General features: G+C 70.2%; 23 protein-coding genes and 1 riboswitch. Of the genes, 10 read left to right on the top strand and 13 right to left on the bottom strand.

Annotated elements, in window-relative coordinates:
- Positions 1-35 precede the first annotated feature (35 nt).
- The 6 genes from ribH to KEC56_RS08315 all read right to left on the bottom strand — a co-directional run bounded on the left by ribH (position 36) and on the right by KEC56_RS08315 (position 5,185).
- On the bottom strand, positions 36-530 hold the full coding sequence (gene ribH / locus KEC56_RS08340; protein WP_227530565.1) for a 6,7-dimethyl-8-ribityllumazine synthase: 495 nt from the start codon (positions 528-530) through the stop codon (positions 36-38).
- Complete coding sequence (ribA, locus tag KEC56_RS08335) at positions 527-1,801, bottom strand: GTP cyclohydrolase II (RefSeq protein ID WP_227530564.1); 1,275 nt, start codon at positions 1,799-1,801, stop codon at positions 527-529. Before ribA ends, ribH begins: the two co-directional genes overlap by 4 nt.
- Positions 1,798-2,427, bottom strand: coding sequence for a riboflavin synthase (locus KEC56_RS08330; protein WP_227530563.1), 630 nt, complete (start codon positions 2,425-2,427; stop codon positions 1,798-1,800). Before KEC56_RS08330 ends, ribA begins: the two co-directional genes overlap by 4 nt.
- Positions 2,427-3,458 carry a bifunctional diaminohydroxyphosphoribosylaminopyrimidine deaminase/5-amino-6-(5-phosphoribosylamino)uracil reductase RibD gene (gene ribD, locus KEC56_RS08325; RefSeq protein WP_227530562.1) on the bottom strand — a complete coding sequence of 344 codons (1,032 nt, stop codon included), beginning with the start codon at positions 3,456-3,458 and terminating at the stop codon, positions 2,427-2,429. The genes KEC56_RS08330 and ribD overlap by 1 nt, the downstream gene beginning before the upstream one ends.
- A 52-nt stretch (positions 3,459-3,510) precedes the next feature.
- Positions 3,511-3,656, bottom strand: a riboswitch (FMN riboswitch).
- A 54-nt stretch (positions 3,657-3,710) separates the two neighbouring features.
- Entirely contained in the window at positions 3,711-4,574 is an 864-nt protein-coding gene (locus tag KEC56_RS08320) for an Fpg/Nei family DNA glycosylase (protein WP_227530561.1), read from the bottom strand.
- A 41-nt stretch (positions 4,575-4,615) separates the two neighbouring features.
- The gene (locus tag KEC56_RS08315) at positions 4,616-5,185 is read right to left on the bottom strand and encodes a GNAT family N-acetyltransferase (RefSeq protein ID WP_227530560.1); all 570 of its coding nucleotides are present in this window, start codon (positions 5,183-5,185) and stop codon (positions 4,616-4,618) included.
- A 272-nt stretch (positions 5,186-5,457) separates the two neighbouring features.
- Here KEC56_RS08315 and mfd point away from each other — a divergent pair, with 272 nt between their 5' ends.
- On the top strand, positions 5,458-8,982 hold the full coding sequence (mfd, locus tag KEC56_RS08310; RefSeq protein WP_227530559.1) for a transcription-repair coupling factor: 3,525 nt from the start codon (positions 5,458-5,460) through the stop codon (positions 8,980-8,982).
- A 203-nt stretch (positions 8,983-9,185) separates the two neighbouring features.
- Positions 9,186-9,782, top strand: a complete 597-nt coding sequence (locus tag KEC56_RS08305) for a gamma carbonic anhydrase family protein (protein ID WP_227530558.1) — start codon at positions 9,186-9,188, stop codon at positions 9,780-9,782.
- 49 nt (positions 9,783-9,831) lie between these two features.
- On the opposite strand, the gene gdhA is transcribed toward KEC56_RS08305, so the two are convergent.
- Entirely contained in the window at positions 9,832-11,199 is a 1,368-nt protein-coding gene (gene gdhA / locus KEC56_RS08300) for an NADP-specific glutamate dehydrogenase (RefSeq protein WP_227530557.1), read from the bottom strand.
- A gap of 122 nt (positions 11,200-11,321) precedes the next feature.
- Entirely contained in the window at positions 11,322-13,952 is a 2,631-nt protein-coding gene (locus tag KEC56_RS08295) for a phosphoenolpyruvate carboxylase (protein WP_227530719.1), read from the bottom strand.
- Positions 13,953-14,108: 156 nt separating this feature from the next.
- Here KEC56_RS08295 and nhaA point away from each other — a divergent pair, with 156 nt between their 5' ends.
- The 5 genes from nhaA (at position 14,109) to KEC56_RS08270 (ending at position 18,897) form a co-directional block, all read left to right on the top strand.
- The gene (nhaA, locus tag KEC56_RS08290; RefSeq protein WP_227530556.1) at positions 14,109-15,275 is read left to right on the top strand and encodes a Na+/H+ antiporter NhaA; all 1,167 of its coding nucleotides are present in this window, start codon (positions 14,109-14,111) and stop codon (positions 15,273-15,275) included.
- A 25-nt stretch (positions 15,276-15,300) separates the two neighbouring features.
- The gene (locus tag KEC56_RS08285; protein WP_175985788.1) at positions 15,301-15,954 is read left to right on the top strand and encodes a nucleoside triphosphate pyrophosphohydrolase; all 654 of its coding nucleotides are present in this window, start codon (positions 15,301-15,303) and stop codon (positions 15,952-15,954) included.
- Between the two features lie 180 nt (positions 15,955-16,134).
- Complete coding sequence (locus KEC56_RS08280; protein ID WP_227530718.1) at positions 16,135-17,391, top strand: histidine--tRNA ligase; 1,257 nt, start codon at positions 16,135-16,137, stop codon at positions 17,389-17,391.
- Between the two features lie 9 nt (positions 17,392-17,400).
- On the top strand, positions 17,401-18,045 hold the full coding sequence (locus tag KEC56_RS08275; RefSeq protein ID WP_227530555.1) for a DUF1294 domain-containing protein: 645 nt from the start codon (positions 17,401-17,403) through the stop codon (positions 18,043-18,045).
- A 69-nt stretch (positions 18,046-18,114) separates the two neighbouring features.
- Positions 18,115-18,897, top strand: a complete 783-nt coding sequence (locus KEC56_RS08270; protein ID WP_227530554.1) for an SGNH/GDSL hydrolase family protein — start codon at positions 18,115-18,117, stop codon at positions 18,895-18,897.
- Here the strand turns inward: KEC56_RS08270 and KEC56_RS08265 are convergent.
- Both KEC56_RS08265 and KEC56_RS08260 read right to left on the bottom strand, forming a co-directional pair.
- Positions 18,875-20,113: an APC family permease gene (locus KEC56_RS08265; protein WP_227530553.1), complete on the bottom strand. Its 1,239-nt coding sequence runs from the start codon at positions 20,111-20,113 to the stop codon at positions 18,875-18,877. The genes KEC56_RS08270 and KEC56_RS08265 overlap by 23 nt on opposite strands.
- Positions 20,114-20,150: 37 nt before the next feature.
- Positions 20,151-20,624 (bottom strand): DUF4442 domain-containing protein, encoded by a 474-nt coding sequence (locus KEC56_RS08260; RefSeq protein WP_227530552.1) that lies wholly within the window; start codon positions 20,622-20,624, stop codon positions 20,151-20,153.
- A 91-nt stretch (positions 20,625-20,715) separates the two neighbouring features.
- On the opposite strand from KEC56_RS08260, the gene KEC56_RS08255 reads away from it, so the two are divergent.
- From KEC56_RS08255 to KEC56_RS08245, 3 genes are read left to right on the top strand one after another with little or no spacing between them, the layout of a single operon-like run.
- The gene (locus tag KEC56_RS08255; protein ID WP_227530551.1) at positions 20,716-21,066 is read left to right on the top strand and encodes a GntR family transcriptional regulator; all 351 of its coding nucleotides are present in this window, start codon (positions 20,716-20,718) and stop codon (positions 21,064-21,066) included.
- Positions 21,063-21,848, top strand: coding sequence for a DUF1648 domain-containing protein (locus KEC56_RS08250; protein WP_227530550.1), 786 nt, complete (start codon positions 21,063-21,065; stop codon positions 21,846-21,848). The genes KEC56_RS08255 and KEC56_RS08250 overlap by 4 nt, the downstream gene beginning before the upstream one ends.
- On the top strand, positions 21,845-22,789 hold the full coding sequence (locus KEC56_RS08245) for a CPBP family intramembrane glutamic endopeptidase (RefSeq protein WP_227530549.1): 945 nt from the start codon (positions 21,845-21,847) through the stop codon (positions 22,787-22,789). The genes KEC56_RS08250 and KEC56_RS08245 overlap by 4 nt, the downstream gene beginning before the upstream one ends.
- A gap of 4 nt (positions 22,790-22,793) precedes the next feature.
- On the opposite strand, the gene KEC56_RS08240 is transcribed toward KEC56_RS08245, so the two are convergent.
- Genes KEC56_RS08240 through KEC56_RS08230 form a run of 3 tightly spaced genes read right to left on the bottom strand, consistent with a single transcriptional unit; the run spans position 22,794 to position 26,228 of the window.
- Entirely contained in the window at positions 22,794-23,618 is an 825-nt protein-coding gene (locus tag KEC56_RS08240; protein WP_227530548.1) for an energy-coupling factor transporter transmembrane component T family protein, read from the bottom strand.
- Positions 23,618-25,327, bottom strand: a complete 1,710-nt coding sequence (locus KEC56_RS08235; protein ID WP_227530547.1) for an ABC transporter ATP-binding protein — start codon at positions 25,325-25,327, stop codon at positions 23,618-23,620. Before KEC56_RS08235 ends, KEC56_RS08240 begins: the two co-directional genes overlap by 1 nt.
- 1 nt (position 25,328) lies before the next feature.
- Positions 25,329-26,228, bottom strand: coding sequence for a DUF8171 family membrane protein (locus KEC56_RS08230; protein WP_227530546.1), 900 nt, complete (start codon positions 26,226-26,228; stop codon positions 25,329-25,331).
- Positions 26,229-26,236 lie beyond the last annotated feature (8 nt).

The raw sequence follows: 26,236 nt of genomic DNA, 5'->3' as shown, positions 1-26,236 counted from the left end.
TGCGGCGTCCGCTACCCAGGTGAACCTCAGCGGGTTCAGCCGCGCGGTCCCTGAGCCTGTCGAAGGGCCCGCACGACCAGGGCGGTGCGCAGCGCGGCATCCGCAGCCTCGGCGCCCTTGTCCTCCTTCGAACCCTCGAGGCCCGCACGATCCAGACCCTGCTGCTCGTCGTCGAGGGTCAGGACGCCGAAGCCGACCGGCTTGCCGGCATCCAGCGCCACGCGCGTGAGGCCGTCGGTCGTCGCCGCCGACACGTACTCGAAGTGCGGGGTGCCGCCACGGATGATGACGCCGAGCGCCACGACGGCATCCGCGCCGCCGGCGAAGGCGGCCTGCGCGGCGACGGCGAGCTCGAAAGAACCGGGCACGCGGACGATCTCGTAGGTCGCCCCGGATGCCGTGAGCACTCGCTCGGAGCCCGCGATCAGTCCGTTCGTGATGACGTCGTGCCAGGTGCCGGCGACGACGACGACGCGCAGTCCCGTGCCGTCGATCTTCTCGGTGGGGGAAGGTGCTCCTGCGCGGCTCATGCCTGGTCCTTTCCGTGCGCGAGGGCCTCGGCGAGCTCTGCCTCGCCGAGGATGTGCCCCATGCGGTCGCGCTTGGTCTCGAGGTACTGATGGTTGTCGGGTCCGACGCCGACGATCAGCGGAACCTGTTCGATCACGTCGAGTCCGAGCTCGCGCAACTGGCTCACCTTGTCGATGTTGTTGGTGAGCAGACGCACCTTCGCGATGCCGAGGTCGCCGAGGATGCCGGCGGCCGCAGCGTATTCGCGGGCGTCGGCGGGAAGGCCGAGGGCGAGGTTGGCGTCGACGGTGTCGAGCCCCTCCTCCTGCAGGCTGTACGCGCGCAGCTTGTTGATCAGGCCGATGCCGCGGCCCTCGTGGCCGCGCATGTAGATGACGACGCCGCCATCCTGCTCGATCGCGTCGAGGGCTGCGTCCAGCTGAGGACCGCATTCGCACTTGAGCGAACCGAACGCCTCACCGGTCAGGCACTCGGAGTGCACGCGCACCAGAGCGGTCTCGCCGGGCTCGCCCGAGACGACCGCGATATGGTCGGTGCCCGTCACGCGGTCCTTGTAGGCGAGGAAGCGGAATACGCCGTGCTCGGTCGGCACTGTGGCGTCGGCTCGCAGGCTCACGCGGCGCCGTCCGGTCCGGGACGAGGTCACCGGCCCCTCCAGCGGGTCGATCTCGTTGAGATGGCCGATGAGCTGCTCGATAGTGATGACCGGAACCCCGTCGCGCTTGCCGAGCTCCTTCAGGCCGGGCAGGCGCATCATGCTGCCGTCCTCGGCGACGACTTCGGCGATCGCGCCCACTGGCTGGAGACCGGCGAGCTTCATCAGGTCGACAGCGGCCTCGGTGTGACCGCCGCGCTCGCGCACCCCGCCGTCGACGGCGCGCAGGGGCAGGACGTGACCGGGGCGGATGACGCTCGTCGAGGTCGACGCCGGGTTCGCCAGAACGTTCAGGGTGTGCGCGCGATCCGACGCGCTGATCCCGGTCGTGACGCCCTCCGCGGCATCCACGCTCACCGTGTAGGCGGTCGAGCGCGCGTCCTCGTTGGCCTCGACCATCGGTGGCAGGTTCAGATGGTCGGCCAGATCCGACGGCATCGGGGCGCAGATGAAGCCGGACGACCAGCGCACCGTCCACGCGACCCACTCGGGGGTGGCGAGTTCGGCGGAGAGGATGACGTCGCCCTCGTTCTCGCGGTTCTCGTCGTCGGCGACGATGACCGGCCGCCCCGCCCGCAGCGACTCGAGGGCTTCTTCGATGGTGGAAAGGCTCATCGCGAGCCTCCTTCCGGTGCAGCCCGGAACGCCAGCAGGCGTTCGACATGACGGGCGAGGATGTCGGTCTCCAGGTTGACGCGATCGCCGACGGCGCGGCCTCCGAGTGTCGTGGCGGAGAGGGTTTCGGGGATGAGGGAGACCTCGAGCCAGTGCTCATCGCCGCCCGCTGTGCTGACCGCGCTCACGGTGAGCGAGGTTCCGTCGATCGAGATGGAGCCCTTGTCGACGACCAGGGGCGCGAGGTCGGCGGGAATCGTGACGCGCAGTACGCTCCACCGGTCTCCGGGTCGCACCTCGGCGATCTCTCCCGTGCCGTCGACGTGCCCCTGCACGATGTGACCGCCCAGGCGCGCACCGACCGGCATCGCCTTCTCGATGTTCACGCGGGTACCGACGGATGCCGTCGCCAGCGCTGACACGTCGAGGGTCTGCTTCATGACGTCGGCGTCGAAGCTCTCGGACGTCGATCCGACGACGGTGAGGCAGACGCCGGAGACGGCGATCGATTCTCCGTGCACGGCATCCTGCGCGGCCTTCGGTGCGCGGACGGTGAGGCGCCAGCCGTCGCCCGACGGCTCGATGGCGGTGATCTCGCCGATCTCCTCGATGATTCCGGTGAACATCAGAGTTCTCCTTCTTCTGTGCGTGCAGAGTGGGCGATCGCGAGCAGGTCGGCGCCGAGCGGCACCCATTCGTCGATCGTGAGTCTGCGGGCTTCGACGATGGATGCGACGCCGATGTCGGTCAGGGCGAGCCGGTCGCCGCCGAGCAGCACGGGCGCAAGATAGGCGAGGACGCGGTCGGCGAGCCCCGCCGCGATGAACGCGCTGGCGAGCGTCGGGCCTCCCTCGACGAAAACCGTCTGGATGCCGCGGGCATGGAGGTCGGCGAGAACCGCGGTCAGGTCGCGGGTGTCGAAGAACAGGGGCTCATGCGGGTGGCGGCGCAGCGCGGCATCCGCCGGCGTCTCCCGCGACCCGATGACGACGGGGACGGGCTGATGCTCGAACAGGGCATCGCCGTCGCGTGCGGTCAGCGCCGGGTCGTCGGCGAGAACGGTACCGGTGCCGACGACGATCGCGTCGGCGACGGCGCGACGGCGGTGCACATCGCCGCGGGCTTCGGGGCCGGTGATCCACTGGCTGGTGCCGTCGGCGGCGGCGGCGCGTCCGTCGAGGCTCTGCGCCCACTTCACGGTGACGTGCGGGCGACCGAGCCGCTGCGCGGTGAGCCAGTCGGTGATGAGGGCGGTGGCGGCATCCGCCTGCTCGCCGGATTCGACTTCGACGCCGGCTGTGCGCAGACGCTCGGCGCCGCCACCCGAGACGGCACCGGGATCGTCGAGTGCGTACACGACGCGGGAGACGCCCGCGTCGATGAGGGCGAGCGCGCAGGGGCCTGTGCGCCCGGTGTGGTTGCACGGCTCGAGCGTCACGACGGCGGTCGCGCCGCGTGCGGCATCCGGGGGGAGCTTCGAGAGGGCGTCGACCTCGGCGTGCGGAGTGCCGGCACCGCGATGCCAGCCCTCGGCGATGACCTCGCCCGCAGCGGAGAGGATGACGGCGCCGACCTGCGGGTTCGGACCGCGCGGGCCTCGGGCGGCGAGTGCGAGTGCATGCGTCATCGCGCGGCGCTCCGCCTCGGTCACTGCCATCCGTCGTCCTTCTGTCCAGAGTCCGGGGATGACAGAACGCGCGCTTTCGCGCACCGTGCTGCCTCCCTTCCGGACTAGCGAGATCTCTCTCGCATCACCGTCGGTCCCGGAATTCCACCGGATCGGCACCTCGGCTCGGCCGAGGCGCTCGCGGACTGTCACCGCCGGTTCGGATTCTCACCGACCCCGGAGCACGTTGATGCTCAGTGTACCGAACGCGCGCGGCGGCGTTTCATTCCGCGTTGCGCGACGTCATTTCAGCAGCCGGGAGAGTCGGCGGTCGGCGAGCGGCTTGCCTCCGGTCTGGCAGGTCGGACAGTATTCGAGTGAGCGATCCGCGAAGAAGACGCTGCGGATCGTGTCGCCGCAGACCGGGCATGCCTCGTCACGGCGCGCGTGCACACGAAAGCCGGCGCGCTTGGCGTCCTTCAGATCGGACGGCGGCTTGCCGGATGCCGCAGCCACGGCATCCTTCAGCGTCGTCTGCATCGCGTCGTACAGCCGGTCGATCTCGGCGTCGTCGAGCTTGCCGCTGATCGCGTACGGCGACATGCGGGCGGCGTGCAGGATCTCGTCGCTGTAGGCGTTGCCGATGCCGGCGATCACGGACTGATCGCGCAGCAGCCCCTTGATCTGCGTCCGCCTGCCCTCGAGCAGCCCGGCGAAGACCTCTCGTGTGAACCCGTCGTCGAGGGGCTCCGGCCCGAGGCGGGCGATGCCCGGGACGTCCATCGGATCGCGCACGACGTAAACGGCGAGGGACTTCTTCGTGCCGGCCTCGGTGAGATCGAACCCGCTGTCGTCGTCCAGCGCCACCCGCAGGGCGATCGGCGACTTGCCTGGTTTGATGAGCGTCGTCGGCAGCAGCTCGTACCAGCGCAGCCATCCCGCCTTCGCCAAGTGGAATGCGAGGTGCAGTTCAGGCCCGCACGAAAGCACGACGAACTTGCCGTGCCTGCTCGCGGCCGTGATCGTCGCACCGTGCAGGGCCGTGTTCGGCGGATCGTAGGTCTTGAGCGCCGCGATCTCGCCGACGCTCGTGCGGGTGATCGCGTGCCCGACCGCGCGTTCGCCGAGGAAGTCGACGAGCCCCTGGACCTCCGGCATCTCAGGCATGAGCCCATCCTGCCACCGGCCGCCGACATCGGGGAGGGGCGTCAGCCGAGCGCGACCGGCCAGGCCACCGGTACCCGATCGTCGGATGCCAGGATCCCCGCCGCCCATCCGTCATCGCGCCCGCGCGGACTCGTCAGCGCCTGGCGCATGAGCCCCTCGTACTGGAATCCGAGCGCTCGGGCTGTGCGGGCGGATGGGATGTTCCCCGCGACGGCCCGCCAGACGATGCGGGCGAGGCCAAGTTCGGCGAACCCCCAATCGATCACAGCACGGGATGCCTCGACCATGAAGCCCCTGCCGCGTGACTCGGCCGTCGCCCAGTACCCCAGCTCGGCGGATCCGCCCGTGTCGTGCGGGGTGATGTGGTGGAGCCCGACCGCGCCGACGAGCACATCGCCGTGGAAGATGCCCCAGATCGTCTGGCTGCCATCGGCCCACCAGCGCGCGACGAGGTCGACGAAGCCCTCGGCGTGCTCTCGCGTGTACGGGCTCGGCACGGTCGTCCAGCGCGGGATCTCGGGGTCCTGGCACGCTTCGAAGATCGCGTCGACGTCGTCCGCTGCGGGTGGGCGGAGGACGAGGCGGTCGGTGCGGAGCGTGACGGTTTCCATCCCGGCATCCTATGCAGGCTCGACATCGGAGCGCGCTCGCAGACATCATGCGAGGGGGCGCAAGTAGTGGCCTCGGCGGCCCGGAGGCGACCGTTTACGGCCCCTCAGTGGATCGCCTGTACCAGCAGGGGCCGCGAATGGCCGCCATGCCGGCGCGGACGCAACCGACTGCGACCCCTCTGCGGTGTCGCTTCGCACCCGAAAGCCGTTGCCGGGGTGACGCGCGAGAAGGAGCCGCCTCCAGTGTCGGAGGCCGCGTCTAAGCTTGTCTGGTGACTGTTCCCGGGATTCTGCGCGCCTTGGAAGAGGCCACCCTGTACCGCGACGCCCTCACCTGGGCGCAGACGGACGCCGATCTCGGCCTGGTCGACGGCCTCGACGCGCCGGCGATCGCCGGTCTCCTCGACAAGCGCCACAGCGCGGGGCATCCGACATCCCTCCTCGTCATCGCGCCCACCGGAAGGCGTGCCGAGTCCCTCGCGGGGGCGCTCGGGTCCTTCGTGCCGGATGCCGAGATCCTCAGCTTCCCCGCCTGGGAGACCCTGCCGCACGAGCGGTTGAGCCCCAGCCCCGACACGGTCGGGCGGCGTCTGGACACCCTGCGCCGCATCACGACGTGGTCGGGCGAGCGCCCGCTCATCGTCGTCGCCTCAGTGCGCGCCGCGCTGCAGCCGATCGCCGGCAATCTCGGTGACACCGCACCCCTCGCCCTCGCGCTCGGCGCTCGCGGCCTCGAGCTCGACGATGCCATCGAGCAGCTCGTCGAGCGCGCCTACACCCGCGTCGACATGGTGTCCCGGCGCGGCGAGTTCGCCGTGCGCGGCGGCATCCTCGATGTCTTCCCGCCGACGAGCGAGCATCCGTACCGGGTGGAGTTCTTCGGTGACGAGATCGACCAGATCCGCGCGTTCTCGGTCGCCGACCAGCGCTCGCTGCCGGGTGACGTCGATCTCGTCGAACTGCCCGCGACGCGCGAACTGCTTCTCACGACCGAGGTGCGTGAGCGGGCCCGATCGCTCGTCGGCGGCTTCCCCGCGATCGCCGGGATGCTCGAGAAGATGGCCGAAGGAATCCCCGTCGAAGGCATGGAGTCGCTCCTGCCCGCCGTCGCGGGCCCTCTCACTTCGCTCGCCGAGTACTTCGCGCCCGGAACGGCCGTCGCCCTCGTCGACCCCGAGCGGGCGAGCGCCCGCGCGCAGAGCCTGGGCGAGACGAACCGGGAGTTCCTGGATGCCGCGTGGAGCGCGGCGACCTCCGGCGCATCCGCCCCGATCGACCTGGGCGCCGGTGACTTCCTCAGCGTGGCACGACTGCGCGAGATCGTCCGCGAGCGTGACGGCGTCTGGTGGCGGTTCAGCCCGTTCGCGACCGACGATGCGGATGCCGAGAACATCGACGCGTCGATCATCCCCTCCTTCCACGGCAACGTCGACGGCGCGATCGCCTTCGTCGAAGCCCGCCTGACGGACGGCTGGCGGGTCGTGGTCGTGGCATCCGGCACCGGTCTCGTCGATCGCGCGCGGGACGTGCTCTCCGACCGGGGACTCGCCGCGCGAGCCGTCGAGACCCTGCCGGATGCACCGGATGCCGGCGTCGCGACCCTCGTGATCGGGTCTCTCGAGTCCGGGTTCCAGGTACCAGAGGCGAAGCTCGCCGTCCTCACCGACAACGAGTTCTACGGGCGCACGATCGGCGGCGACCAGCGCGTCGTCAAGAAGCTGGCCTCGCGTCGGCGCAACGTCGTCGACCCGCTGCAGCTCAAGAACGGCGACTACGTCGTGCACGCCACGCACGGCATCGCGAAGTTCGTCGAGATGACCCAGCGCGAGGTGTCCACCGGCGGTCGAAACGCGACCAAGACCACCCGTGACTACCTCGTCCTCGAGTACGCGCCGTCCAAGCGCGGCTACCCGGGCGACAAGCTCTACGTGCCCACCGACCAGCTCGACCTGCTCTCGAAGTACGTCGGCGGCGAGGCCCCGACCCTGTCGAAGATGGGCGGCAGCGACTGGTCGGCGGCCAAGGGCAAGGCCCGCAAGGCGGTCCGCGACATCGCGGTCGAGCTCGTGAAGCTGTACTCGTCGCGCATGGCGGCCAAGGGCTACGCGTTCTCGCCCGACACCCCGTGGCAGCGCGAGCTCGAAGAGGCCTTCCCGTTCGCCGAGACGCAGGACCAGCTGCAGACGATCGACGAGATCAAGGCCGACATGGAGCGCGAGATCCCCATGGACCGGCTGCTGTCGGGGGATGTCGGGTTCGGCAAGACCGAGGTCGCGGTGCGAGCGGCGTTCAAGGCGATTCAGGACGGCAAGCAGGTCGCGATGCTGGTGCCGACCACACTCCTGGTCAAGCAGCACCTCGAGACGTTCACCGAGCGCTTCGCCGGGTTCCCCGTGAAGGTCAGGCCGCTGTCGCGCTTCCAGACCGACAAGGAGGCTCGCCTCACCCTCGAAGGTCTGCTGGACGGCTCGGTCGACATGGTCATCGGCACGCACCGCGTGCTCACCGATCAGGTGATGTTCAAGGACCTGGGCCTGCTCATCATCGATGAGGAGCAGCGCTTCGGCGTCGAGCACAAGGATCGCCTCAAGAAGCTGAAGACCAACGTCGACATCCTCGCCATGAGTGCGACCCCGATCCCGCGGACGCTCGAGATGGCGGTCACCGGCATCCGCGAGATGTCGACGCTCGCGACGCCACCCGAGGACCGGCATCCGATCCTCTCGTTCGTCGGCGCACGCAGCGACAAGCAGATCGCCGCGGCGATCCGCCGCGAGATCCTCCGCGAGGGACAGGTGTTCTTCGTGCACAACCGGGTGCAGTCGATCCAGCGCGTTGCCGCCGAGCTCGCCGAGCTCGTGCCCGAGGCGCGCATCGCCGTGGCGCACGGAAAGATGGGCGAGCATCAGCTCGAGCAGGTCGTCGACGACTTCTGGGAGCGCAAATACGACGTGCTCGTGTCGACGACGATCATCGAGACCGGCCTCGACATCTCCAACGCCAACACGATCATCATCGACAAGGCCGACAAGTACGGACTCTCGCAGCTGCACCAGCTCCGGGGCCGCGTCGGCCGCGGACGCGAGAGGGCGTACGCCTACTTCCTCTACGACGACTCCAAGCCGCTGTCCGAGACGGCGGCCGACCGGCTGCAGACCATCGCGATCAATAACGACCTGGGCTCGGGCATGCAGGTGGCGCTGAAGGACCTCGAACTGCGCGGTGCGGGCAACATGCTCGGGGCCGAGCAGGCAGGACACATCGCGGGGGTCGGCTTCGACCTGTATCTGCGGATGATCGGCGAAGCCGTGGCGAACTTCCGCGGGGAGGACACGCAGGGCGACGTGGAGCTGCGGATGGAGATCCCGGTGGATGCCCGCATCCCCGAGACGTACATCGACAGCGAGCGGCTGCGCCTCGAGGCGTATCAGAAGCTGTCGGCCGCCGCGGCGCCGAGCGCGAAGGACGATGCGATCGACCTCGTGATCGAGGAGCTCACCGACCGCTACGGCACGCCTCCCGAGGAGGTCGACGGGCTCATCGCCGTCGCGCGGCTGCGCCGTCGGGCGGCATCGGCGGGCCTCACCGATGTCGTCGTCATGGGATCGAACCTGCGTGTCGCTCCTGCGCGCCTGGAGGACTCGATGAAGGTGCGGCTGCAGCGGCTGTATCCGAAGGCGAAGATCGTCGCCGGGGGAGAGGCGCTGCTGGTCCCCGTGCCGGAGGACGTCACGATCCTCGAGTGGGTCAGCGCCCTGCTGACGGCCATGTTCCCGGAGTCGGTCGCGGTCGCCTGAGCCTGCCGGCTCCCGGCATCCTGACAGCGGTATCCCACGGTCGGTACCGCGCCTTCGGCATCCCGTGCACGACTTCGGATCCGGCGCGCGACGCGCCGGTGCCGTGGCGGATGCTACGGCGTGTCGCCGGTGCCGTCCGAAGTTGTGCACGGTGGCGGCGTCGGTTGCGCACGCAGGTGACGCGGTCGGACTAGTCTGACGGCATGTTGTACGAGCACCTCGGGGCTCGGCCCCGCATCGATGACACCGCCGTCGTCGCGCCGACCGCTGTGATCTCCGGCGACGTGGAGATCGGCCCGAACTGCCAGGTGCTGCACGGTGCCGTGATCACTGCTGAGGGCGGGCCGATCACGCTCGGCGAGCACGTGATCGTCATGGAGAACGCGCTCATCCGCGCCACCGCGGCCAACGCCGTGCACATCGGCGATCACACGCTCATCGGCACCCTCGCTAGCATCGCCGGCGCCACCGTCGGCGAAGAGGTGTTCTTCGCCTCCGGCGCTCGCGTCTTCAACGGGTCGATCGTCGGGGCACGCTGCGAGATCCGCGTCAACGCGATCGTGACCCGCAGGGCCGTGCTTCCCGAAGGCGCCGTCGTGCCGATCGGGTGGGTGGCCGCGGGCGACCCGGTGCAGCTGTTCTCACCCGATCAGGCGGATGCGATCGCGGCAGCGCAGCCCGACCTCGACTTCCCCGGTCACGTGTTCGGGGTCGACCGCGACACGCCTGACCTCATGGTGCAGCTCACGGAGCGCTACGGCTCGTCGCTCGCCCGCCACGCAGACGATCAAGCGGTGTGAAGGCTTCGACTCGCCGTCGGCTCGCTCAGCGACGAGTCGAAGCCGAACCTCAGATGACGCCCTGGGCGAGCATCGCGGCGGCCACGCGCTGGAACGCGGCGATGTTCGCACCTGCCACGTAGTCTCCGCCGACGTCGTACTTCTCCGCCGCGTCGAAAGCCGCACGGTGGATGTCGCTCATGATCTCGCGCAGCTTGTTCTCGCTGTCGCCGAACGTCCAGCGCTGACGCGAAGCATTCTGGCTCATCTCGAGGGCCGAGGTCGCGACACCGCCGGCGTTCGCGGCCTTGCCCGGTGCGAACAGCACGCCCGCGCGCTGGAACGCTGCGACCGCATCCGGAACACACGGCATGTTCGCGCCCTCCGAGACGGCGAGCACGCCGTTCCCGATGAGCGATTCGGCATCCGCGAGGCTCAGCTCGTTCTGCGTGGCAGAGGGCACGGCGATGTCGACGGGGACGTCCCAGATGCTGCCGCCCTCGACGAACCGTGCGCTGGCACGACGATTCGCGTACTCGACGATGCGGCCGCGCTCGACCTCTTTGATCTGACGCAGCAGCTCCAGGTCGATACCGGCGTCGTCGACGACGTACCCGGAGGAATCGGATGCCGTGACCGCTGTCGCGCCGAGCTGCGTGGCCTTCTGGATCGCGTAGATCGCGACGTTGCCCGAGCCCGAGATGCCGACCCGCTTGCCCTCGAAGGAGTCGCCCCTCACCGCGAGCATCTCCTGCGCGAAGAAGACAGCACCGTAGCCGGTCGCCTCCGTGCGCACCTCGGCGCCGCCCCAGCCGGTGCCCTTGCCGGTGAACATGCCCGACTCGTGACGGTTGGTGATCTTGCGGTAGGCACCGAACAGGTAGCCGATCTCTCGGCCGCCGACACCGATGTCTCCGGCGGGGACGTCGGTGTGCTCGCCGAGGTGGCGGTACAGCTCGCTCATGAACGACTGGCAGAAGCGCATGACCTCGGCCTCACTGCGTCCGTGCGGGTCGAAGTCCGAGCCGCCCTTCGCGCCGCCGATGCCCTGGCCGGTGAGCGCGTTCTTGAAGATCTGCTCGAAGCCGAGGAACTTGATGATCGACAGGTTCACCGACGGGTGGAACCGCAGTCCGCCCTTGTACGGGCCGAGGACCGACGAGAACTGGATGCGGTAGCCGCGGTTGACCTGGAGCCTGCCCGCGTCGTCGACCCACGGCACGCGGAACATGATCTGCCGCTCCGGCTCGACGACGCGATCGAGGATGCCGGCCTCGACGTACTCCGGGTGCTTCTCGAGCACCGGCGCGATCGTGCCGAGGACCTCGTGCACGGCCTGCTGGAACTCGGGCTCGTGCGGGCTGCGGGCGAGCACAGTGTCGAAAACGGGCTGGACGGACTCGGCGAGCGGGTGGAAGTCGGTGAGAGTGGCGGTCACGCGGGGACGGCTTTCTGGTTCTGTGGCTGAGGGGGCGATCGTGTCGCGTGAATCGAGGCGCCGGATCGGGCGCGAGATTTCACCTTACCCCGCAGATTTCGGTGCGGTGTTCCGGGTGACGCTCACCCGGTGTTCTGCAGGCCGGCGGCGACACCGCTGACCGAGAGGAGCAGCAGTCGGCGCTGTTCGTCGTCGGCGCCGGATCCTTCCGGAGCGGATGCGGCGGAGCGCAGCTCGCGCAGGGCGCGCAGCTGCAGCAGCGACAGTGCGTCGACGTACGGGCTGCGCAGCGCCACCGCCCGCTGGAGGACGGGCTTGTTCTCCAGCAGCACGCTTCCGCCGGTGAGACGGATGACCCATTCGCGCGTCAGCGCCAGCTCGTCGAGCACGAGCTGGGCGAGGTCGTCGCGGTCGCCGAGGGCGAGATAGCGCCGCGCGATCCGCTCATCGGTCTTCGCGAGGCTCATCGCGACGTTGTCGACCATCGTGCGCAGCAGCGGCCAATCACGGTACGCCTCGACGAGGCGCGCCTCGTCTCCGACGGCTTCGAGCGCGGTGCCGAGCCCGAACCAGCCGGCGAGGTTGATGCGAGCCTGCGTCCAGGCGAACACCCACGGGATCGCCCGAAGATCCTCGAGCGACTCGACGGACAGGCCGCGGCGAGCGGGCCGCGAGCCCAGCGCCAGCAGCCCGATCTCCTCCATCGGCGTCACGGTGGCGAACCACGGCGCGAAGCCGTCGGCCTTCACAAGGTCGAAGAAACGCGAACGGGATGCGGCATCCATCACCTGCGCGACGTCCGCGAAGCGGGCGGCGGCGCTGCTGGTGCGCTCCTCGATCGTCGGCGACGAGGCGAGCAGCGTGGCGGCGGCGACCTGGTCGATGTGCCGCATGGCGATCGCCGGCTCGCCGTAGCGGGCGAAGATGACCTCGCCCTGCTCGGTGAGCTTGAACCGGCCGTCGACGGAGTGCGGGGGCTGGGCGAGGATGGCCGAGTTCGCAGGGCCCCCGCCGCGGCCGAGCGCGCCGCCGCGGCCATGGAACAGGGTCAGCGCGATACCGGCATCCTGCGCCCACTGCGCGATCTTCTCCTGCGCCTCGTAGAGCGCGAGGTTCGCGGCGACGGGGCCGACGTCCTTGGACGAGTCCGAGTACCCGAGCATGACCTCGAGGCGGTTCTCGGTCGCGGCCATCCGTGCGCGGAACTCCGGGAACTCCACCACCTCGGCGAGGATTCCGGGGGCCGCCTGCAGATCGGCGAACGTCTCGAACAGCGGTACGACGTCGAGTACGGGGCCGTCGTCGCCGAGCGCGTGCCGGGCGAGGCGGTGCACGTTCGCGAGATCCTCGGCGGACTGCGTGAACGAGACGACGTACCGTCCGGCCGCACGCAGTCCGTAGCGCTGCTGGATGCCGGCGATCGCGCGGAACACCTCGAGCACCTCGAGGGTCTGCTCACTGAGCTCGTCGCCGGCGTCGAGCTCGGCCAGTGCCGCGCGATGCACCTGCGAGTGCTGGCGCACCTCGAGTTCGGTGAGGTGGAAACCGTACGTCTCCACTTGCCAGATCAGATGCTGGACGCCGCCGAACGCGTGCCGCTTGGCGCCGGACTCCACGAGCGACGCCTGTACCGCTCGCAGGTCCGCCAGCAGCTCCTCCGGCGCGGAATACGGGTTCGCCGAGCCGAGGCGGGTCGCGGCGACGCGGCGGGCGAACGACAGGACGGCGCGCCGATGCGGCTCCTCCGGCGACCGTGCGGCGATCTCGGCAGCGACGTCCGGCTGCGCGGCGGCGAAGGCATCCCACAGGGCCGTGACATCGGCGTTCGGCGGGGTTCCCTCGGCGTCGAGCGTCAGGCTGCGGCCGATCCGGTCGAGCGCGCGCTCGAGACCGCGCAGCACGTGGTCGGCGGCGATGTCTGCCGCCTCCCGTGTGACGGATGCCGTGACGAACGGGTTGCCGTCGCGGTCGCCGCCCACCCACGATCCGACGCGGACGAACGCGGGGACGACGGGAGCGCTCGCCCCAGACTCCTCGCCGCGCAGCGCGTCGTCGATGCGGCGGTAGACGTGCGGAACGGTCGTGAACAGGGTCTCATCGAACACCGACATGACCGTGCGGACCTCGTCGGTGGGCGAGGGCTTCTGGGCGCGCAGGGGAGCGGTGCGCCAGAGCGTGTCGACCTCCTCCAGCATCCGGCGCCGGGCGCGATGCTGTTCCGCGCCGCCGTCACTGGCCGCATCGTGGTCGGTGAGGAGCTCCGAGAGCCGGCGGATGCTCGTCGACACGGCCCGACGGCGTGCTTCGGTCGGGTGAGCGGTGAACACCGGGTGGAACCGGAGTCCGGACAGGCGCCGCTGCGCCTCGTCGTCGCCGACCTCGCCGCGCAGCTGCGCGTACGCGGCGGCGAGGGTGTCGGGGATCCTGGCGCCCGCGGATTCGTCTGACGGCGCCGGCTGCCCGGCACGCTCGCGGAGCACGCGAACGCGCTGGTGCTCCTCGGCGAGGTTCACGAGGTGGAAGTAGCACGTGAACGCCCGCGCGACCTCGTCGGCGCGCTCGACGCTGAACGACTCGGCGATCTCGGTCGCGCGATCGAACGCGCCGGTTCCGGGGACCAGAGCGGTGTCCTCTTCGTACGCCTGGATGGTCGCAAGTCGCAGCCGCTCGACGTCCTCGAAGAGCCCGGGGCTGCCGCATTCCTGCAGCACCTGCCCGAGCAGGGCGCCGAGCATGCGCACGTCCGCACGCATCTCGTCGGGGATCCCGCGCTCGGCTTCGAATCGCCCGATGACGCGGATGGCCTCAGTGTGGGTGGGTTCGGGGGTCACTCTTCGAGGTTAGCCGCGGGCCGTGGGGCCGCTTGACCACGTGACGCCGTGCGACGGGGCGGGAATAGCATGGAGCCGATGTCTGATTCCCGGAACCTCCTCCGCTCCCAGCAGTTCCCCGCCGTGCTCCTGCTGGCGGCCGCCGCGCTCGGTCTGCTTCTGGCGAATCTGCCCACGCATGCCCCCGTCGCCGCGGTGCTGGAGTCGCACATCGCCATTCCCGGCACGGGCATCGACCTGTCCGTCGCGCACTGGATCTCGGACGGCCTGCTGGCGATCTTCTTCTTCGTCGTGGCGATGGAGCTCCAGTACGAACTGACCCGGGGCGAGCTGAACTCCTTCCGCAAGGCGCTGCAGCCGGCGATCGCCGCGGCCGGCGGCGTGCTCGTGCCGATCATCGTCTACCTGCTGATCGCCGGGGGAGAGGCGACGGCATCCGGTTGGCCGATCCCCACGGCGACCGACATCGCCTTCGCGCTCGGCGTGCTCGCCGTGTTCGGCAAGGGCCTGCCCGCCGCCGTGCGCGTGTTCCTCCTCGCGCTCGCGATCCTCGACGACATCATCGGCATCGTCTTCATCGCCGTGCTGTTCGCCCACGATCTGAACTGGCTGCACCTGCTGCTGGCGGTCGTCGGGGTGGTCGTCTTCGGCTTCCTCTCGCGGATGCTTCCCGAGCGGAACACCGGCTTCATCGTGGCAGCGATGATCGTCGTCGGCATCCTCGTCTGGCTGTTCGTGCTGCTCTCGGGCATCCACGCCACGATCGCCGGCGTCATGCTGGGTCTGGCCATCGCCCAGTCGCCGTCGATGCGTGCCCGGTACGCGCTCGAGCCGTGGGTGAACGGCGGGATCCTCCCGATCTTCGCGTTCGTCGCCGCGTTCGTCGTGATCCCGGCGGTCTCGCCCGCCGAGCTCTCGCCGGCGTTCTTCGGCATCGCCCTCGCGCTCCCCGTCGGCAAGATCATCGGCATCACGGTCTTCGGCTGGATCGCCGTGCGGGTCGGGTCGCACGGGCAGCCGCCGGCTCTGACCATCACCGATCTCGTCGCCGCAGGCACGCTGGGCGGGATCGGGTTCACCGTGTCGCTGCTGCTGGCGAACCTCGCGTTCGCCGATGACGCCGCGACGCGCGACCAGGCGATCCTCGGTGTGCTCGTCGGCTCACTCATCGCCCTCGCGCTCTCGGGGATCATCGTCTCGTCGAGGGCTGCGTGGCATCGCCGTGTCACCGCGGCGAGTTCCTGACCGTCCGGATCTCGGAGAGGATGCCATGACCGACGCACTGCGCGCAGCAGCGGAGACCATGAAGGCCGTGCGCGAGCGCTGCGTGTGGTCGCAGCAGATCACGCACCGCGATCTGGTGCCGTACCTCATCGAGGAGTCGCACGAGGTCATCGACGCCGTCGAGGACGGCACCCGTGCCGACCTGCGCGAGGAGCTCGGCGATCTGCTGTGGCAGGTGCTGTTCCACGCCGCGATCGCCGCGCAGGACCCCGACGATCCGTTCGACATCGACGATGTGGCGGAGACTCTGACGGAGAAGATGGTCAGGCGGCATCCGCACGTCTTCGCGGGCGCGGTCGCGACCACGCCCGAGGAGGTGCTCGTGCACTGGAACGCAGCGAAGGCGGCCGAGAAGCGCGAACGGCGCAGCGTTCTGGACGGCGTGCCCGCCGGGATGCCGGCACTCGCCCGCGCCCAGAAGGTGCTCGGCAGGGCGGCGAGGGTCGGGGCGGGCGACGACGTCGCGCTCGCCGCGCACGACGCCGCTGAGATCGGCGCCGCACCGGAGTCGGAGGACGAGCTCGGCGACATGCTGCTCATGCTCACCGCCACGGCACGCGCGAACGGCTGGGATGCCGAGCGCGCCCTGCGCGAGCGTCTGCGGACGCTGGAGGACGAGGTCCGCTCCGCCGAGGCCTGAGCCTCGGCGGAGCGCTGACGTGGCACCGCGTGCACAACTTCGGAGCTCGGCGGCGGCACGCCGCGCGGCGAGCGTGCGCCGCGGCGTGTCGCGTCCGGCATCCGAAGCTGTGCTGGTGTGCGAGCGGCGGGAGATGCCTGGAAAGATGGAGACGTGGCTACTGTGAACCCGCCGCGCGGCATGCGCGACATCCTCCCCGCCGACAAGGCTCGCCGAGAGCGCCTGCTCGCCGTGATCCGCGAGCGCTACCTGGCGCACGGCTTCGACGAGATCGAGACGCCCGTCGTCGAGGAGTACGACCGCCTGCATGCCGGGATCGGCGGCGACAACGAGAAGCTCTCGTACAACATCCTGCGCCGCGGGCTTGATGCCGAGGCGATCCGCGCCGGCGCCGACGACCCCGCAGCCTTGAGCGACCTGGGCCTGCGCTACGACCTGACCGTCCCGCTCGCCCGGTTCTACGCGAGCAACCGCGGGCAGCTGCCGGCTGTGTTCCGCGCGATCCAGATCGGGCCGGTGTGGCGCGCCGAGCGCCCGCAGAAGGGCCGCTACCGCCAGTTCGTGCAGTGCGACATCGACATCATGGGCGACGACTCCGCGCGCGCCGAGGCCGAGCTGATCGTCGCGTCGCTGGATGCGCTCGCCGCCCTCGGGCTCGAGGGCGCGAGCGTGCGCATCAACGATCGTCGCGTGCTCGATTGGATGCTGGACGCCTTCGGCTTCGCGGCCGACGAGCGCCCCGGCGTGCTCATCACGATCGACAAGCTCGACAAGATCGGTCCGGACGGGATCGTCGCCGAGCTTCGCGAGCGGGGTGCCACGGCATCCGCCGTCGAGGCCTTCGACGCGTATCTGCGCCGCCCGCAGACCATGGAGTACAACCCCTACGGCGAGGCGCAGATCCGCAACGCCCTGCCCGAGAACGCGCCGGACGAGATCGTCGCGCATCTGGTCGGCATCGGCGAGGCCGTCGCCGCCGGCGCGGGGTCGGACGCCGAGATCCCGCTCGTCTTCGACCCGTTCCTCGTGCGCGGCATGGGCTACTACACGGGCACGATCTTCGAGCTCGCGCATCCGTCCGTGTCGTACTCGCTGGGCGGCGGCGGCCGCTACGACGGCATGATCGGCAGGTTCCTCGGCCAGCAGATCCCCGCCGTCGGATTCTCCCTCGGATTCGAGCGCCTCGCCGACCTGCTCGAGCCGCAGTCGGATGCGGGAGCCCAGGCGATCGTGCTCGTGCACGACGCCGACGTGCCGCTGGCAGAGCTCATCGCGCACAAGACCGCACTGATGGAGCACGGCCGGGTGCGTCTGGAGCGTCGCGTGAAGAACTTCAAGGGCCTGCTGGACCGCTCCGCGGCCGACGGCTACACCGCCTTCGCGACGGTCTCGGCCGGTGCCGCCGTCGGCGCGCTTGAGATCAAGCCGCTCGCCTGAGCACCTCTCATGCGCGTTCAGGGGACGATTCATCGCTGGGATGCCGACCGCGGCTTCGGCTTCATCCGCCGCCCGGATCAGCGCGACGCGTTCGTGCACGTTCGGGACGTGCGCGGCGTCATCCCAGCCGAGGGCGTTCGCGTCGAGTTCTCGGAGATCCAGATCGAGGGCAAGGGTCCGCGCGCCGTCGACGTGCGCTCGGTTGCCGGTGCGCCCGCGGCTCGGTACCCCGAGCGGGCACCGAGCCGCACTGCCCGTGGCGGCAGGCGCTCGCCGGGCCGCGCCGGACTCGTCGTGGCCATCGTCCTCATGGCGGCGTGGATCTCCGTGCTGGCCTGGGGCTGGTCCACCGAGCGCATCCCGATCTGGCTGCTCGGCGCGCTCCTGCTCCTGAACCTCATCACCTATGCCGTCTACGCGAGAGACAAGCGAGCGGCTCGGCGGGGAGATTGGAGGACGAGTGAGGCCGGCTTGCATCTCCTTGCGGTGCTCGGCGGGTGGCCGGGTGCCTGGCTCGCACAGCAGCGACTGCGTCACAAGACCGTCAAGCAGGCGTTCCGGGTCGTCTACTGGTTCACGGTGCTGGTGAACTGCGCCGCGGTGGCGGTCATCCTGTTCGTCGGATGGCCGACGGTGATCCAACTGTTGCGGTGACATGACGATCGCACGGTGAGGACGGCGGGCGTTCATGCCGCGTTCACGCGCGTCCGCTCGAATGGGCGCATGATCAGGGTGCGCGTCCTGGCGGCCGTGGCGGCGCTCGGCCTCGCCGCGCTCGGCGTCCGCGCCTTGCTCACCCGCCAGGCTGCGATCGCTCGCCACCGCATCGGCAAGCCGCTCGGCGAGGTGTCGCTGGACGCCGATCGGGTGTGGAAGAGGTCGTTAGACGGCGCGCCGATCGACCTGCTCCTGCTCGGCGACTCGCTGGCGGCGGGACTCGGCGCCGAGCGCCGCAAGGAGACTCTCGGCGGGCGCATCGCGAAGGCGGTGGCGAAGCGGATGCTGCGCCCGGTGCGCCTGCGGACCGCGGCGGTGGTCGGATCCGAGTCCACGGCGCTCGCCGGACAGCTCGACGCGCTCCCGGACGGATACCGCGCCGACGTCGCCGTGATCGTCGTCGGCGGCAACGACGTCACGCACATGGTTCCGCCGTGGTCGGCGGCGAACGAGCTCGAACGGGCCATCACACGTCTGCAGGACCTCGGCACCCCGGTCGTCGTGGGCACCTGTCCCGACCTCGGCACGCTGCAGCCCGTCCCGCAGCCGCTGCGCGCCCTGCTCTCGCGGATGTCGCGCCGGCTCGCGCTCGAGCAGACGAGGGTCGCCTGGCGCACCGGCGCGGTGCCCGTCGATCTCCGGCTGACCGTGGGCCCGACCTTCCGGGAGCAGCCCGACGAGATGTTCAGCCTCGACAGGTTCCACCCGAGCGCCGCCGGCTACCGTCGCACGGCGGAGGCATTGCTGCCCGCGGTGGAGGTGGCTCTCAGACAGCCCGTGCGCGCGTGAACCGCAGCCGCAGGATCCGGTACGCGACGCCGACGAGGATGACCCCCGTGCCGATCAGTGACGCCAGCAGCGGGAGGGTGTTCACGAGCACGAGGCATCCGAGCACACCGAGCACCTGCAGAGCCCGCGGGTACCGTCGCGCGGCCCCCGACTGCCGGAACGCCGCCGCATTCGCGATGAGGTAGTACAACAGCACGCCGAACGACGAGAATCCGATCGCACCGCGGAGATCGGCGACGAGCACGACGACGATCACGATGATCGCGACGGCGATCTCGGCCCGGTACGGGACCTGCCAGCGCGGGTGCACCGCGGCGAGGAACCGCGGCAGATCGGATTCCCTGGCCATCGCGAGGGTCGTGCGGCCGATGCCCGTCAGGAGAGCCAGGAGCGCGCCGAGGGATGCTGCCGCCGCCGCGATGCGGACGACGGGTTCGAGCACCGTGAGCCCTGCCGCATCGACCACGGCGGCGAGCGGTGCGGACTTCGCTGCGGCATCCGCGCCGAGCGTCAGCACGACGACGACGGCGACGAGCGCATAGACGACCAGCGCTCCCGAGAGCGCGAGCACGATCGCACGCGGGATGCTCCGGGCCGGGTCCGTGACCTCTTCGCCCATCGTCGCGATCCTCGCGTATCCGGCGAAGGCGAAGAACAGCAGGCCGGCGCCCTGCAGCACGCCGTAGGCGGTGAGGTCGGCGAGAGGTACGGGTGAGGCGGACGGCGCCGAGGCGAACCCGACCGCGACGACGACGGCGAGCCCCAGCAGCGAGACGACGACGAGGATGCGGGTGAGCAGTGCCGTGCGGGTGACGCCGAAGCAGTTCACGGTCGCGAGAGCGGCGACGGCGACGGCTGCGACCGGCGTCTCCCACCCGGCGGGAGCGGCGTACGCGGCGAAGGTCATCGCCATCGCGGCGCAGCTGGCGAGTTTGCCGATCACGAAGCACCACCCGGCGATGTATCCCCACCATGGCCCGATCTCGGCGCGCGCGTACGCGTAGGTGCCGCCGGCGACCGGATGCACGGCGGCGAGCTGCGCCGACGAGGTGGCGTTGCAGAACGCGACCACGGCAGCGATCGCGAGGGCGAGGAAGATCCCGGAGCCGGAAGCCTCGATCGCCGGTCCCCACACCGCGAACACTCCGGCCCCGATCATGGAACCGAGTCCCACAGCCACGGCGTCGGTGAGGGTCAGGTGTCTGGCGAGCTGCACCCGCTCATCGTGGCACGGGCAGGTGAACGGCCGGTGCTCACGCGCTGCGGGCGGCCGTGACCCGCTTCTTCTCGCGGATGTACACCTCGCGGCGCACCCTGGCGACGACATCGCCGTCTCGGTCGGTGATCTCGGTCTCGAACCATTCGAGGACCTTTCTGCCACCCTTCGCCTTCTCGCGGATCTCGGCCACCCGCTCGGGGGAGACATGGAAGTGGGCGGTCAGCACGCCGCGGCCGGGCTTGAGGAGTTCGATCTCGCCGCGGGTGTCCCACACGACGTAGTCGCGCCCGAGCTGGTGCATCACGAGCATGAAGTAGTACGGGTCGGTCATCGCCGACATGGATCCGCCGAAGGCCGTCTTGACGTAGTTGCGGGTGAACAGGTTGACGTGCAGTTCGACCGTCGCGTGCGTCCAGTCCTCGCTGAACCGTCGCACCCGGATGCCGCTGAAGAGGTTGGGCGCCCACAGGCTCATGCCGATGGCGAGGCGGCGCGGAGTGATCTTCATGCCGCCAGTGTGGCCGTGGCACGGCACTCGGCCGAAAGGTTTGGAGGAGTCCGTTAGTTGATATAGTTTCTCTATAACTAGTGGAGATGACATGCTCGTCCGGATCGATGCCGACAGCGCCGCGGCGATCTTCGACCAGGTGGCCGCCTCCGTGCGCGCCGACATCCTCTCGGGCCGACTCGGACCAGGCGATCGACTCCCCGCCGCACGCGAGGTCGCCGACGCCCTCGACATCAACGTGCACACGGTGCTGCACGCCTACCAGCAGCTGCGCGACGAGGGGCTCGTGGACCTCCGCCGCGGCCGGGGAGCGGTGATCTCCCGCGGCGCCGCGCCTCTCGCCGAGCTCGCCGACGACGTGCGCGCCCTCGTCGCCCGCGCGGCCGCCCTCGGCGTCTCGCCGACCACTCTCGCCTCACTCGTGAAGGAGAACGCTCCATGACCGACGTCCCGCTCGCCGCCGACGTCCGCCGGTCGCGCACCGCATTCATCCGGGTCGGAGTCATCGCGCCGTTCGCGCTGCTCGCGCTCGCCGCGGTCGTCGTGCTCGCCTGGCTGCCCGAGCTGCCCGATCCGATCGCGACGCACTGGGGCACCGACGGCGTCGACGGCTTCCTGCCGCGCGCGACATTCCTGCCGGTGCTGCTCGCCGTCTGCGGCGGTATGCTCCTGTTCGACGTGCTCCTCGCCGTCGTCAGCCCTCGGATGCCGCAGTCGAGCGCGAAGCCTCCCGTGCGGGCATGGTCGGCGACCTCGAAGCTCCTGGGCGCGATGAACCTCGGCCTCGGTGCCGGCTTCGCCCTGCTGCTGCTCAGCACCGCCGGCATCCAGCGCGGTCTCGCCGACGCGGCCGACGCCCCCGACATCGGCGGCTGGGCGGCGCTCGCCGTGCCGGCGCTCACCGCGACGATGCTCGTGTTCCGGGTGCGCGTCGACCAGCGCGGCCTGCGCGTGCGCTCGCTCATCCCGTGGCCGCGCACCCGCATCCCGCTCGACGACATCGACGACGTCGCGACGGTGACGATCGATCCGCTGCGCGAGTTCGGCGGCTGGGGATGGCGCATCGCCGTCGACGGCCGCCGCGGCGTCGTGCTGCGCGCCGGCGAGGCGCTGCAGGTCACCCGTGCGAACGGCCGCGTGTTCATCATCACCGTCGACGGGGCCGCCGAGGCCGCCGCCGCGCTCGAGACCGTCCGCCTCCGATCGAAGGACGACCGCTCATGACCCGCATCCGACCCTCCGCCACCGTCTCGTTCGTCGTGCTCGCCCTCGGTCTCGCCTGGCTCGTCGCCCTGCCGCTCTGGCTCTCCGGCACCGGCCTCGCGCACCCGCTCGCCGGACTCCTCATCTACGCCATGATGTTCACCCCGGCGCTCGCCGTGGTGATCGTGCTGTTCGCACTGCGCCGCGTGCCGAAGGGTGAGCGCCTGCGCTTCCTCGGAATGTGGCCGCTGCGTCCGGCGAAGCGCGTGGTGTGGATGATGGTGGCCGGCCTGTTCGGACCGGTCGTCGTCATCGCGGCATCCGTCGCCGTCGCCGCCGCCTTCGGCTGGGTGACGCTCGACCTCACTCAGTTCTCGGGCTATGCCGAGCTCATCGCGGCGTCCGTGCCCGACGGCACTCCGCTGCCGCCGACGATCGTCCTGATCGCCTCGCAGTTCCTCACCATCCCGTTCGCGGCGGCGACCATCAACGCGCTCTTCGCCTTCGGCGAGGAGCTCGGCTGGCGCGGATTCCTCGTGCCGGCGCTGCGTCCGCTGGGCACCTGGCCGACATTGCTGATCAGCGGCGCCATCTGGGGCCTCTGGCACGCGCCCGTCATCCTGCTCGGCTACAACTTCAGCCGGTACGACATCACCGGCGTGCTGTTCATGGTCGGCGGCTGCATCGCCTGGGGCATCCTGCTCGGCTGGCTGCGCCTGCGCTCGGCATCACTGTGGCCGGCGGTCTTCGCGCACGGCGCGATGAACGCGGCCGCCGGCATGATCGCGCTGTTCTTCGCCGCGGGCACGACCTTCGACATGGCGCTGGCGGGCCCGCTCGGCGTTGCCGGGTGGATCGTCTGCGCGATCGTCGTCGTCGTGCTCGCGCTGACCAGGCAGTTCCGCCATCAGCCCGAGCTCGCCGGAGCCCCGGGGCGCCTGCTGTCGGCACCCCGGGACTGATCGCTCAGCGGTAGAGCGGCCAGGCGGCGCCGGCCGCGAAGGCGAGCACGACGACGATCGCGGTCACGACGATGACGATGATGTCGCGCGGCCGGATCCGCAGCTTCGCCATGCGGATGCGCCGGCCCGCGGCGTCCGATCCGGCGTGCGTGAACCCGCGGGTCTCGAGCGCCTCGACGGTCGTGCGCACCGACTTCGCCGTGTTGAGGAAGATCGGGTAGAACGACAGCACCGCCATCTGCGCCCACTGCGCACCGACCCGCCAGCCCAGCAGTCCGCGCGTGCGCGGCGGGGCCGTGCGCAGACGGTAGCCCTCGAACACGGTGCTGAACTCCTCGATGAGGATCGGCAGCATCCGGTAGCCGTAGCTCACGCCGAAGGCGAGCATCTGCGGCGCGCGGAACGCGATGAGCGCGTCGGAGAGCTTCTCGGGATCGAGCGACACGAACGCCGCCATGCTCGCCAGCGCTACGACGCCGAGCTTGAGGTTGAGGGCGGCCAGCGCGATGAGCGTGTCGACGTTGCCGCCGAACAGCCACGCCGCAACCGACATGTAGACGACCTCCATGCCCATGCCGAGCACGAACAGGCCGAGGATGAGCGGGCCGACCCTGGCGAGCATGATCGAGACGACGCCGATGGCGAAGAGCCCGGCCAGCACCGTGATGTTGTGCGTGAACCACGGCACGATCGCGAGACCGATGTACCAGACGACGACGGCGCGGGGATCCATCGAGGCGAAGAGCCCGCCCCGGGTCGCGTAGGCGGTGCGGATCAGCTCGAGCTTGACCCATTCGACGGAGAGGACGTCGTGGTGGACGCGTGCCATCAGGCCACCTGCGCCGTCGTGTCGGCGGCGCAGGCGTCATAGGCGTCGAACAACTCGGCGACCGAGAGCGGCACCGGGGCGAGGCCGAGCTCGCGCCCGAGCAGACTGATCTGCGGCGGACGCAGTCCCACCCGCTGCCACAGCTCGGTGTCGGAGAACAGCTCGCGCGGGGCGACGTCGGCGATGATGCGGCCGCCCTCGAGCACGAGCACCCGGCTGGCCCATTCGGCGACCAGCTGCATGTCGTGCGTGGCGACGACGGTGCACTCGATCGAATCGGCGAGCTCGGCGAGCATCGTCGTGACGTCGTCGCGGCTGCGCGTGTCCAGGCTCGAGGTGGGCTCGTCCAGGAGCAGCAGCTTCGGGCGCATGGCCAGGCCGATGCCGAGCGTCGCCCGGCGCTGCTGGCCGCCCGAGAGCGTGCGGCCGTCGCGGTGCGCGAGCTCATGCAGCTCGACGCGGTCGATGACGCGGTCGACGATGCCCTCGGCATCCGGCAGCCGTCGCGAGCGCGGGAACAGTGCGATGTCGTCGCGCACCGAGCCCTTGAGGAACATCAATTGCGGATGCTGCGCGAGATAGGCCGCGGTGCTCGACATCTCGCGGGCCGAGACCGATCGGGTACTGCGGCCGTCGATCGTCACCTCGCCATCGCGGGCGACAATGATGCCGGCGAGCAGCTTCAGCAGCGTCGACTTGCCGGCACCGTTGCCGCCGACCAGCGCGATGCGCTCGCCGCTGCGCAGCGTCGTGCTGAGGTCGTCGAGCACGCGGGTGATGCCGCCGCCGACGGCCTTGTAGCCGTGTGTCACCCCGCGCGCATCGGCGATGACCCGGCCGGGTGCGACATCGGACGCGGCCGGCACGACGGCATCCGGGGCGATTGGACGATCGGCCAGCAGCGCTGCGGCGTCGGCGGGCGTGCGCGGCGCTGCATCGAGGCCGAGGCCGCGCACGAGCTGCACCGCCTGCGGGGCGGGGATGCCGTGCATCTCGAGCTCGTCGGTGCGCCGCAGGGCGTCGTCGACGGGGAGATGCCAGACGGGTGAGCCGTGCGCCATGAGCACGACCGATCGGGCGTAGCGGGCGACGAACTCGGCGTGGTGCTCGATCGTGATGACCGTGACGCCGTGATCGCGGTTGAGCGCGGCGAGCCGCTCGTAGATCTCCTCGGCGCGGGCCGGGTCGAGCTCGGCGACGGGCTCGTCGACGATGATGACCTCGGGGTGCAGGGCCAGCGCACCGGCGAGCGCGGTCAGATGCGCCTGCCCGCCGGAGAGCTGCCAGACGTGCCGATCGGCGAGACCCGCGATGCCGAGGCTGTCCAACGCCGCTTCGGAGTCCTCGCGGTAGGAGGAGCGCCCGAAGTTGATCGGGCCGAAGGCGACGTCGTCGCGCACCGTGGGGCGCACGAGCTGATTCTGGAAGTCCTGGTAGACGTACCCGACGCGCGTCGACAGCTCGGAGACGCTCGACGTGTAGGTGTCGACCCCGTCGACCGTGACGATGCCTGCGAATTCACCGGACCAGTAGTGCGGGATCAGCCCGTTGAAGGTCTTGCACAGGGTGGTCTTGGCCGCGCCGTTGCCTCCGACGATCGCGACGAAGTCGCCGCGCTCGATGGTGAGGTTCACGTTGCGGAGCACATCGGAGTCGGCGCCGGGATACCGGAACGACAGGTCTTCGATGACGATGACGGGGTCGGACACGTCAGTTCCCCTGCTTCTTGCGCTGCGAGCGGAACAGCAGCACGGCGACGCCGACGGCGACGACGATCGCGCCGACGCTCACCCAGAGGAAGCCGTCGCCGAACTGTCCGCGCAGGTCGGTCTCCACCGAGCCGATCGAGACGTCCCAGGCCTCGAGGAAGGCGAAGAAGAAGCTCGCGATGGCCAGCAGCACGGCGGCGGCGACGAACCAGCCCGCCTTCGGCGCGGCACCCGGGATGGGTTCGCCGGGCACGCGGGGGCGCACGCCCAGCAGCGGCTCGATGCGGCCGTGCAGCGCGGGGATCAGCCACATCGCGGGGATCGCGCCGAACAGGATGCCGCTGATGATGATGTCCACGCCCAAGCCGATGCCCTCGATGGCCAGGAGCGACTGGGGCAGGCCCTCGACGAACTCCGGGTCCTCCAGGCCGATCCACACCTTGGAGAGATCGACGACGGCGGAGAGCACCTTGTCGATGACGACGACGGTGATCGCGCCGATCCAGATCTGCGTGCGCGAGCGCGGGTTGCGGATGAGCGTTCCCGCGATGTACAGCGCGAGGAACATCTGGATGAAGCCCTCGACCTCGCTGAGGCCCGAGAAGTCGCCCATGAGCAGGTCGGTGAAGATGATCTCGCCGATCGGCGCGCCCAGCGCCGCCCAGAACGGGCTGAACAGGGCGACCATCGTCAGCGGCACGAACACGAAGTACGCGACGGAGACGTCGATCGGGCCGATCGAGATATCGGGGACGATCTCGAGGATGATGTTCGCCAGCCCGAACAGGGCCATCGAGAGCACGAAGATCATCAGCTTCTGCGGCGTGGTGAGATCTCCGCCGGGCGAGCCGATGCCGCGCAGGGCTCCTTCGCGGCGGTAGTCGCTCGTGGTGTCGGTCATGGTGCGGT

The organism is Microbacterium tenebrionis, assembly GCF_020682665.1.
GTDB lineage: Bacteria > Actinomycetota > Actinomycetes > Actinomycetales > Microbacteriaceae > Microbacterium > Microbacterium tenebrionis.
Note: the sequence above shows the minus strand (reverse complement) of the source record. Positions and strands in the feature narration are given on the sequence as shown.

Bases quoted from the DNA above. Each gene is read 5' to 3' on its own strand.
- ribH (WP_227530565.1), bottom strand. From the start codon at position 530: ATGAGCCGCGCAGGAGCACCTTCCCCCACCGAGAAGATCGACGGCACG.
- ribA (WP_227530564.1), bottom strand. From the start codon at position 1,801: ATGAGCCTTTCCACCATCGAAGAAGCCCTCGAGTCGCTGCGGGCGGGG.
- KEC56_RS08330 (WP_227530563.1), bottom strand. From the start codon at position 2,427: ATGTTCACCGGAATCATCGAGGAGATCGGCGAGATCACCGCCATCGAG.
- ribD (WP_227530562.1), bottom strand. From the start codon at position 3,458: ATGGCAGTGACCGAGGCGGAGCGCCGCGCGATGACGCATGCACTCGCA.
- KEC56_RS08320 (WP_227530561.1), bottom strand. From the start codon at position 4,574: ATGCCTGAGATGCCGGAGGTCCAGGGGCTCGTCGACTTCCTCGGCGAA.
- KEC56_RS08315 (WP_227530560.1), bottom strand. From the start codon at position 5,185: ATGGAAACCGTCACGCTCCGCACCGACCGCCTCGTCCTCCGCCCACCC.
- KEC56_RS08305 (WP_227530558.1), top strand. From the start codon at position 9,186: ATGTTGTACGAGCACCTCGGGGCTCGGCCCCGCATCGATGACACCGCC.
- KEC56_RS08295 (WP_227530719.1), bottom strand. From the start codon at position 13,952: ATGCGTGCGGACGTGCGCATGCTCGGCGCCCTGCTCGGGCAGGTGCTG.
- nhaA (WP_227530556.1), top strand. From the start codon at position 14,109: ATGTCTGATTCCCGGAACCTCCTCCGCTCCCAGCAGTTCCCCGCCGTG.
- KEC56_RS08285 (WP_175985788.1), top strand. From the start codon at position 15,301: ATGACCGACGCACTGCGCGCAGCAGCGGAGACCATGAAGGCCGTGCGC.
- KEC56_RS08280 (WP_227530718.1), top strand. From the start codon at position 16,135: ATGCGCGACATCCTCCCCGCCGACAAGGCTCGCCGAGAGCGCCTGCTC.
- KEC56_RS08275 (WP_227530555.1), top strand. From the start codon at position 17,401: ATGCGCGTTCAGGGGACGATTCATCGCTGGGATGCCGACCGCGGCTTC.
- KEC56_RS08270 (WP_227530554.1), top strand. From the start codon at position 18,115: ATGATCAGGGTGCGCGTCCTGGCGGCCGTGGCGGCGCTCGGCCTCGCC.
- KEC56_RS08260 (WP_227530552.1), bottom strand. From the start codon at position 20,624: ATGAAGATCACTCCGCGCCGCCTCGCCATCGGCATGAGCCTGTGGGCG.
- KEC56_RS08255 (WP_227530551.1), top strand. From the start codon at position 20,716: ATGCTCGTCCGGATCGATGCCGACAGCGCCGCGGCGATCTTCGACCAG.
- KEC56_RS08250 (WP_227530550.1), top strand. From the start codon at position 21,063: ATGACCGACGTCCCGCTCGCCGCCGACGTCCGCCGGTCGCGCACCGCA.
- KEC56_RS08245 (WP_227530549.1), top strand. From the start codon at position 21,845: ATGACCCGCATCCGACCCTCCGCCACCGTCTCGTTCGTCGTGCTCGCC.
- KEC56_RS08240 (WP_227530548.1), bottom strand. From the start codon at position 23,618: ATGGCACGCGTCCACCACGACGTCCTCTCCGTCGAATGGGTCAAGCTC.
- KEC56_RS08230 (WP_227530546.1), bottom strand. From the start codon at position 26,228: ATGACCGACACCACGAGCGACTACCGCCGCGAAGGAGCCCTGCGCGGC.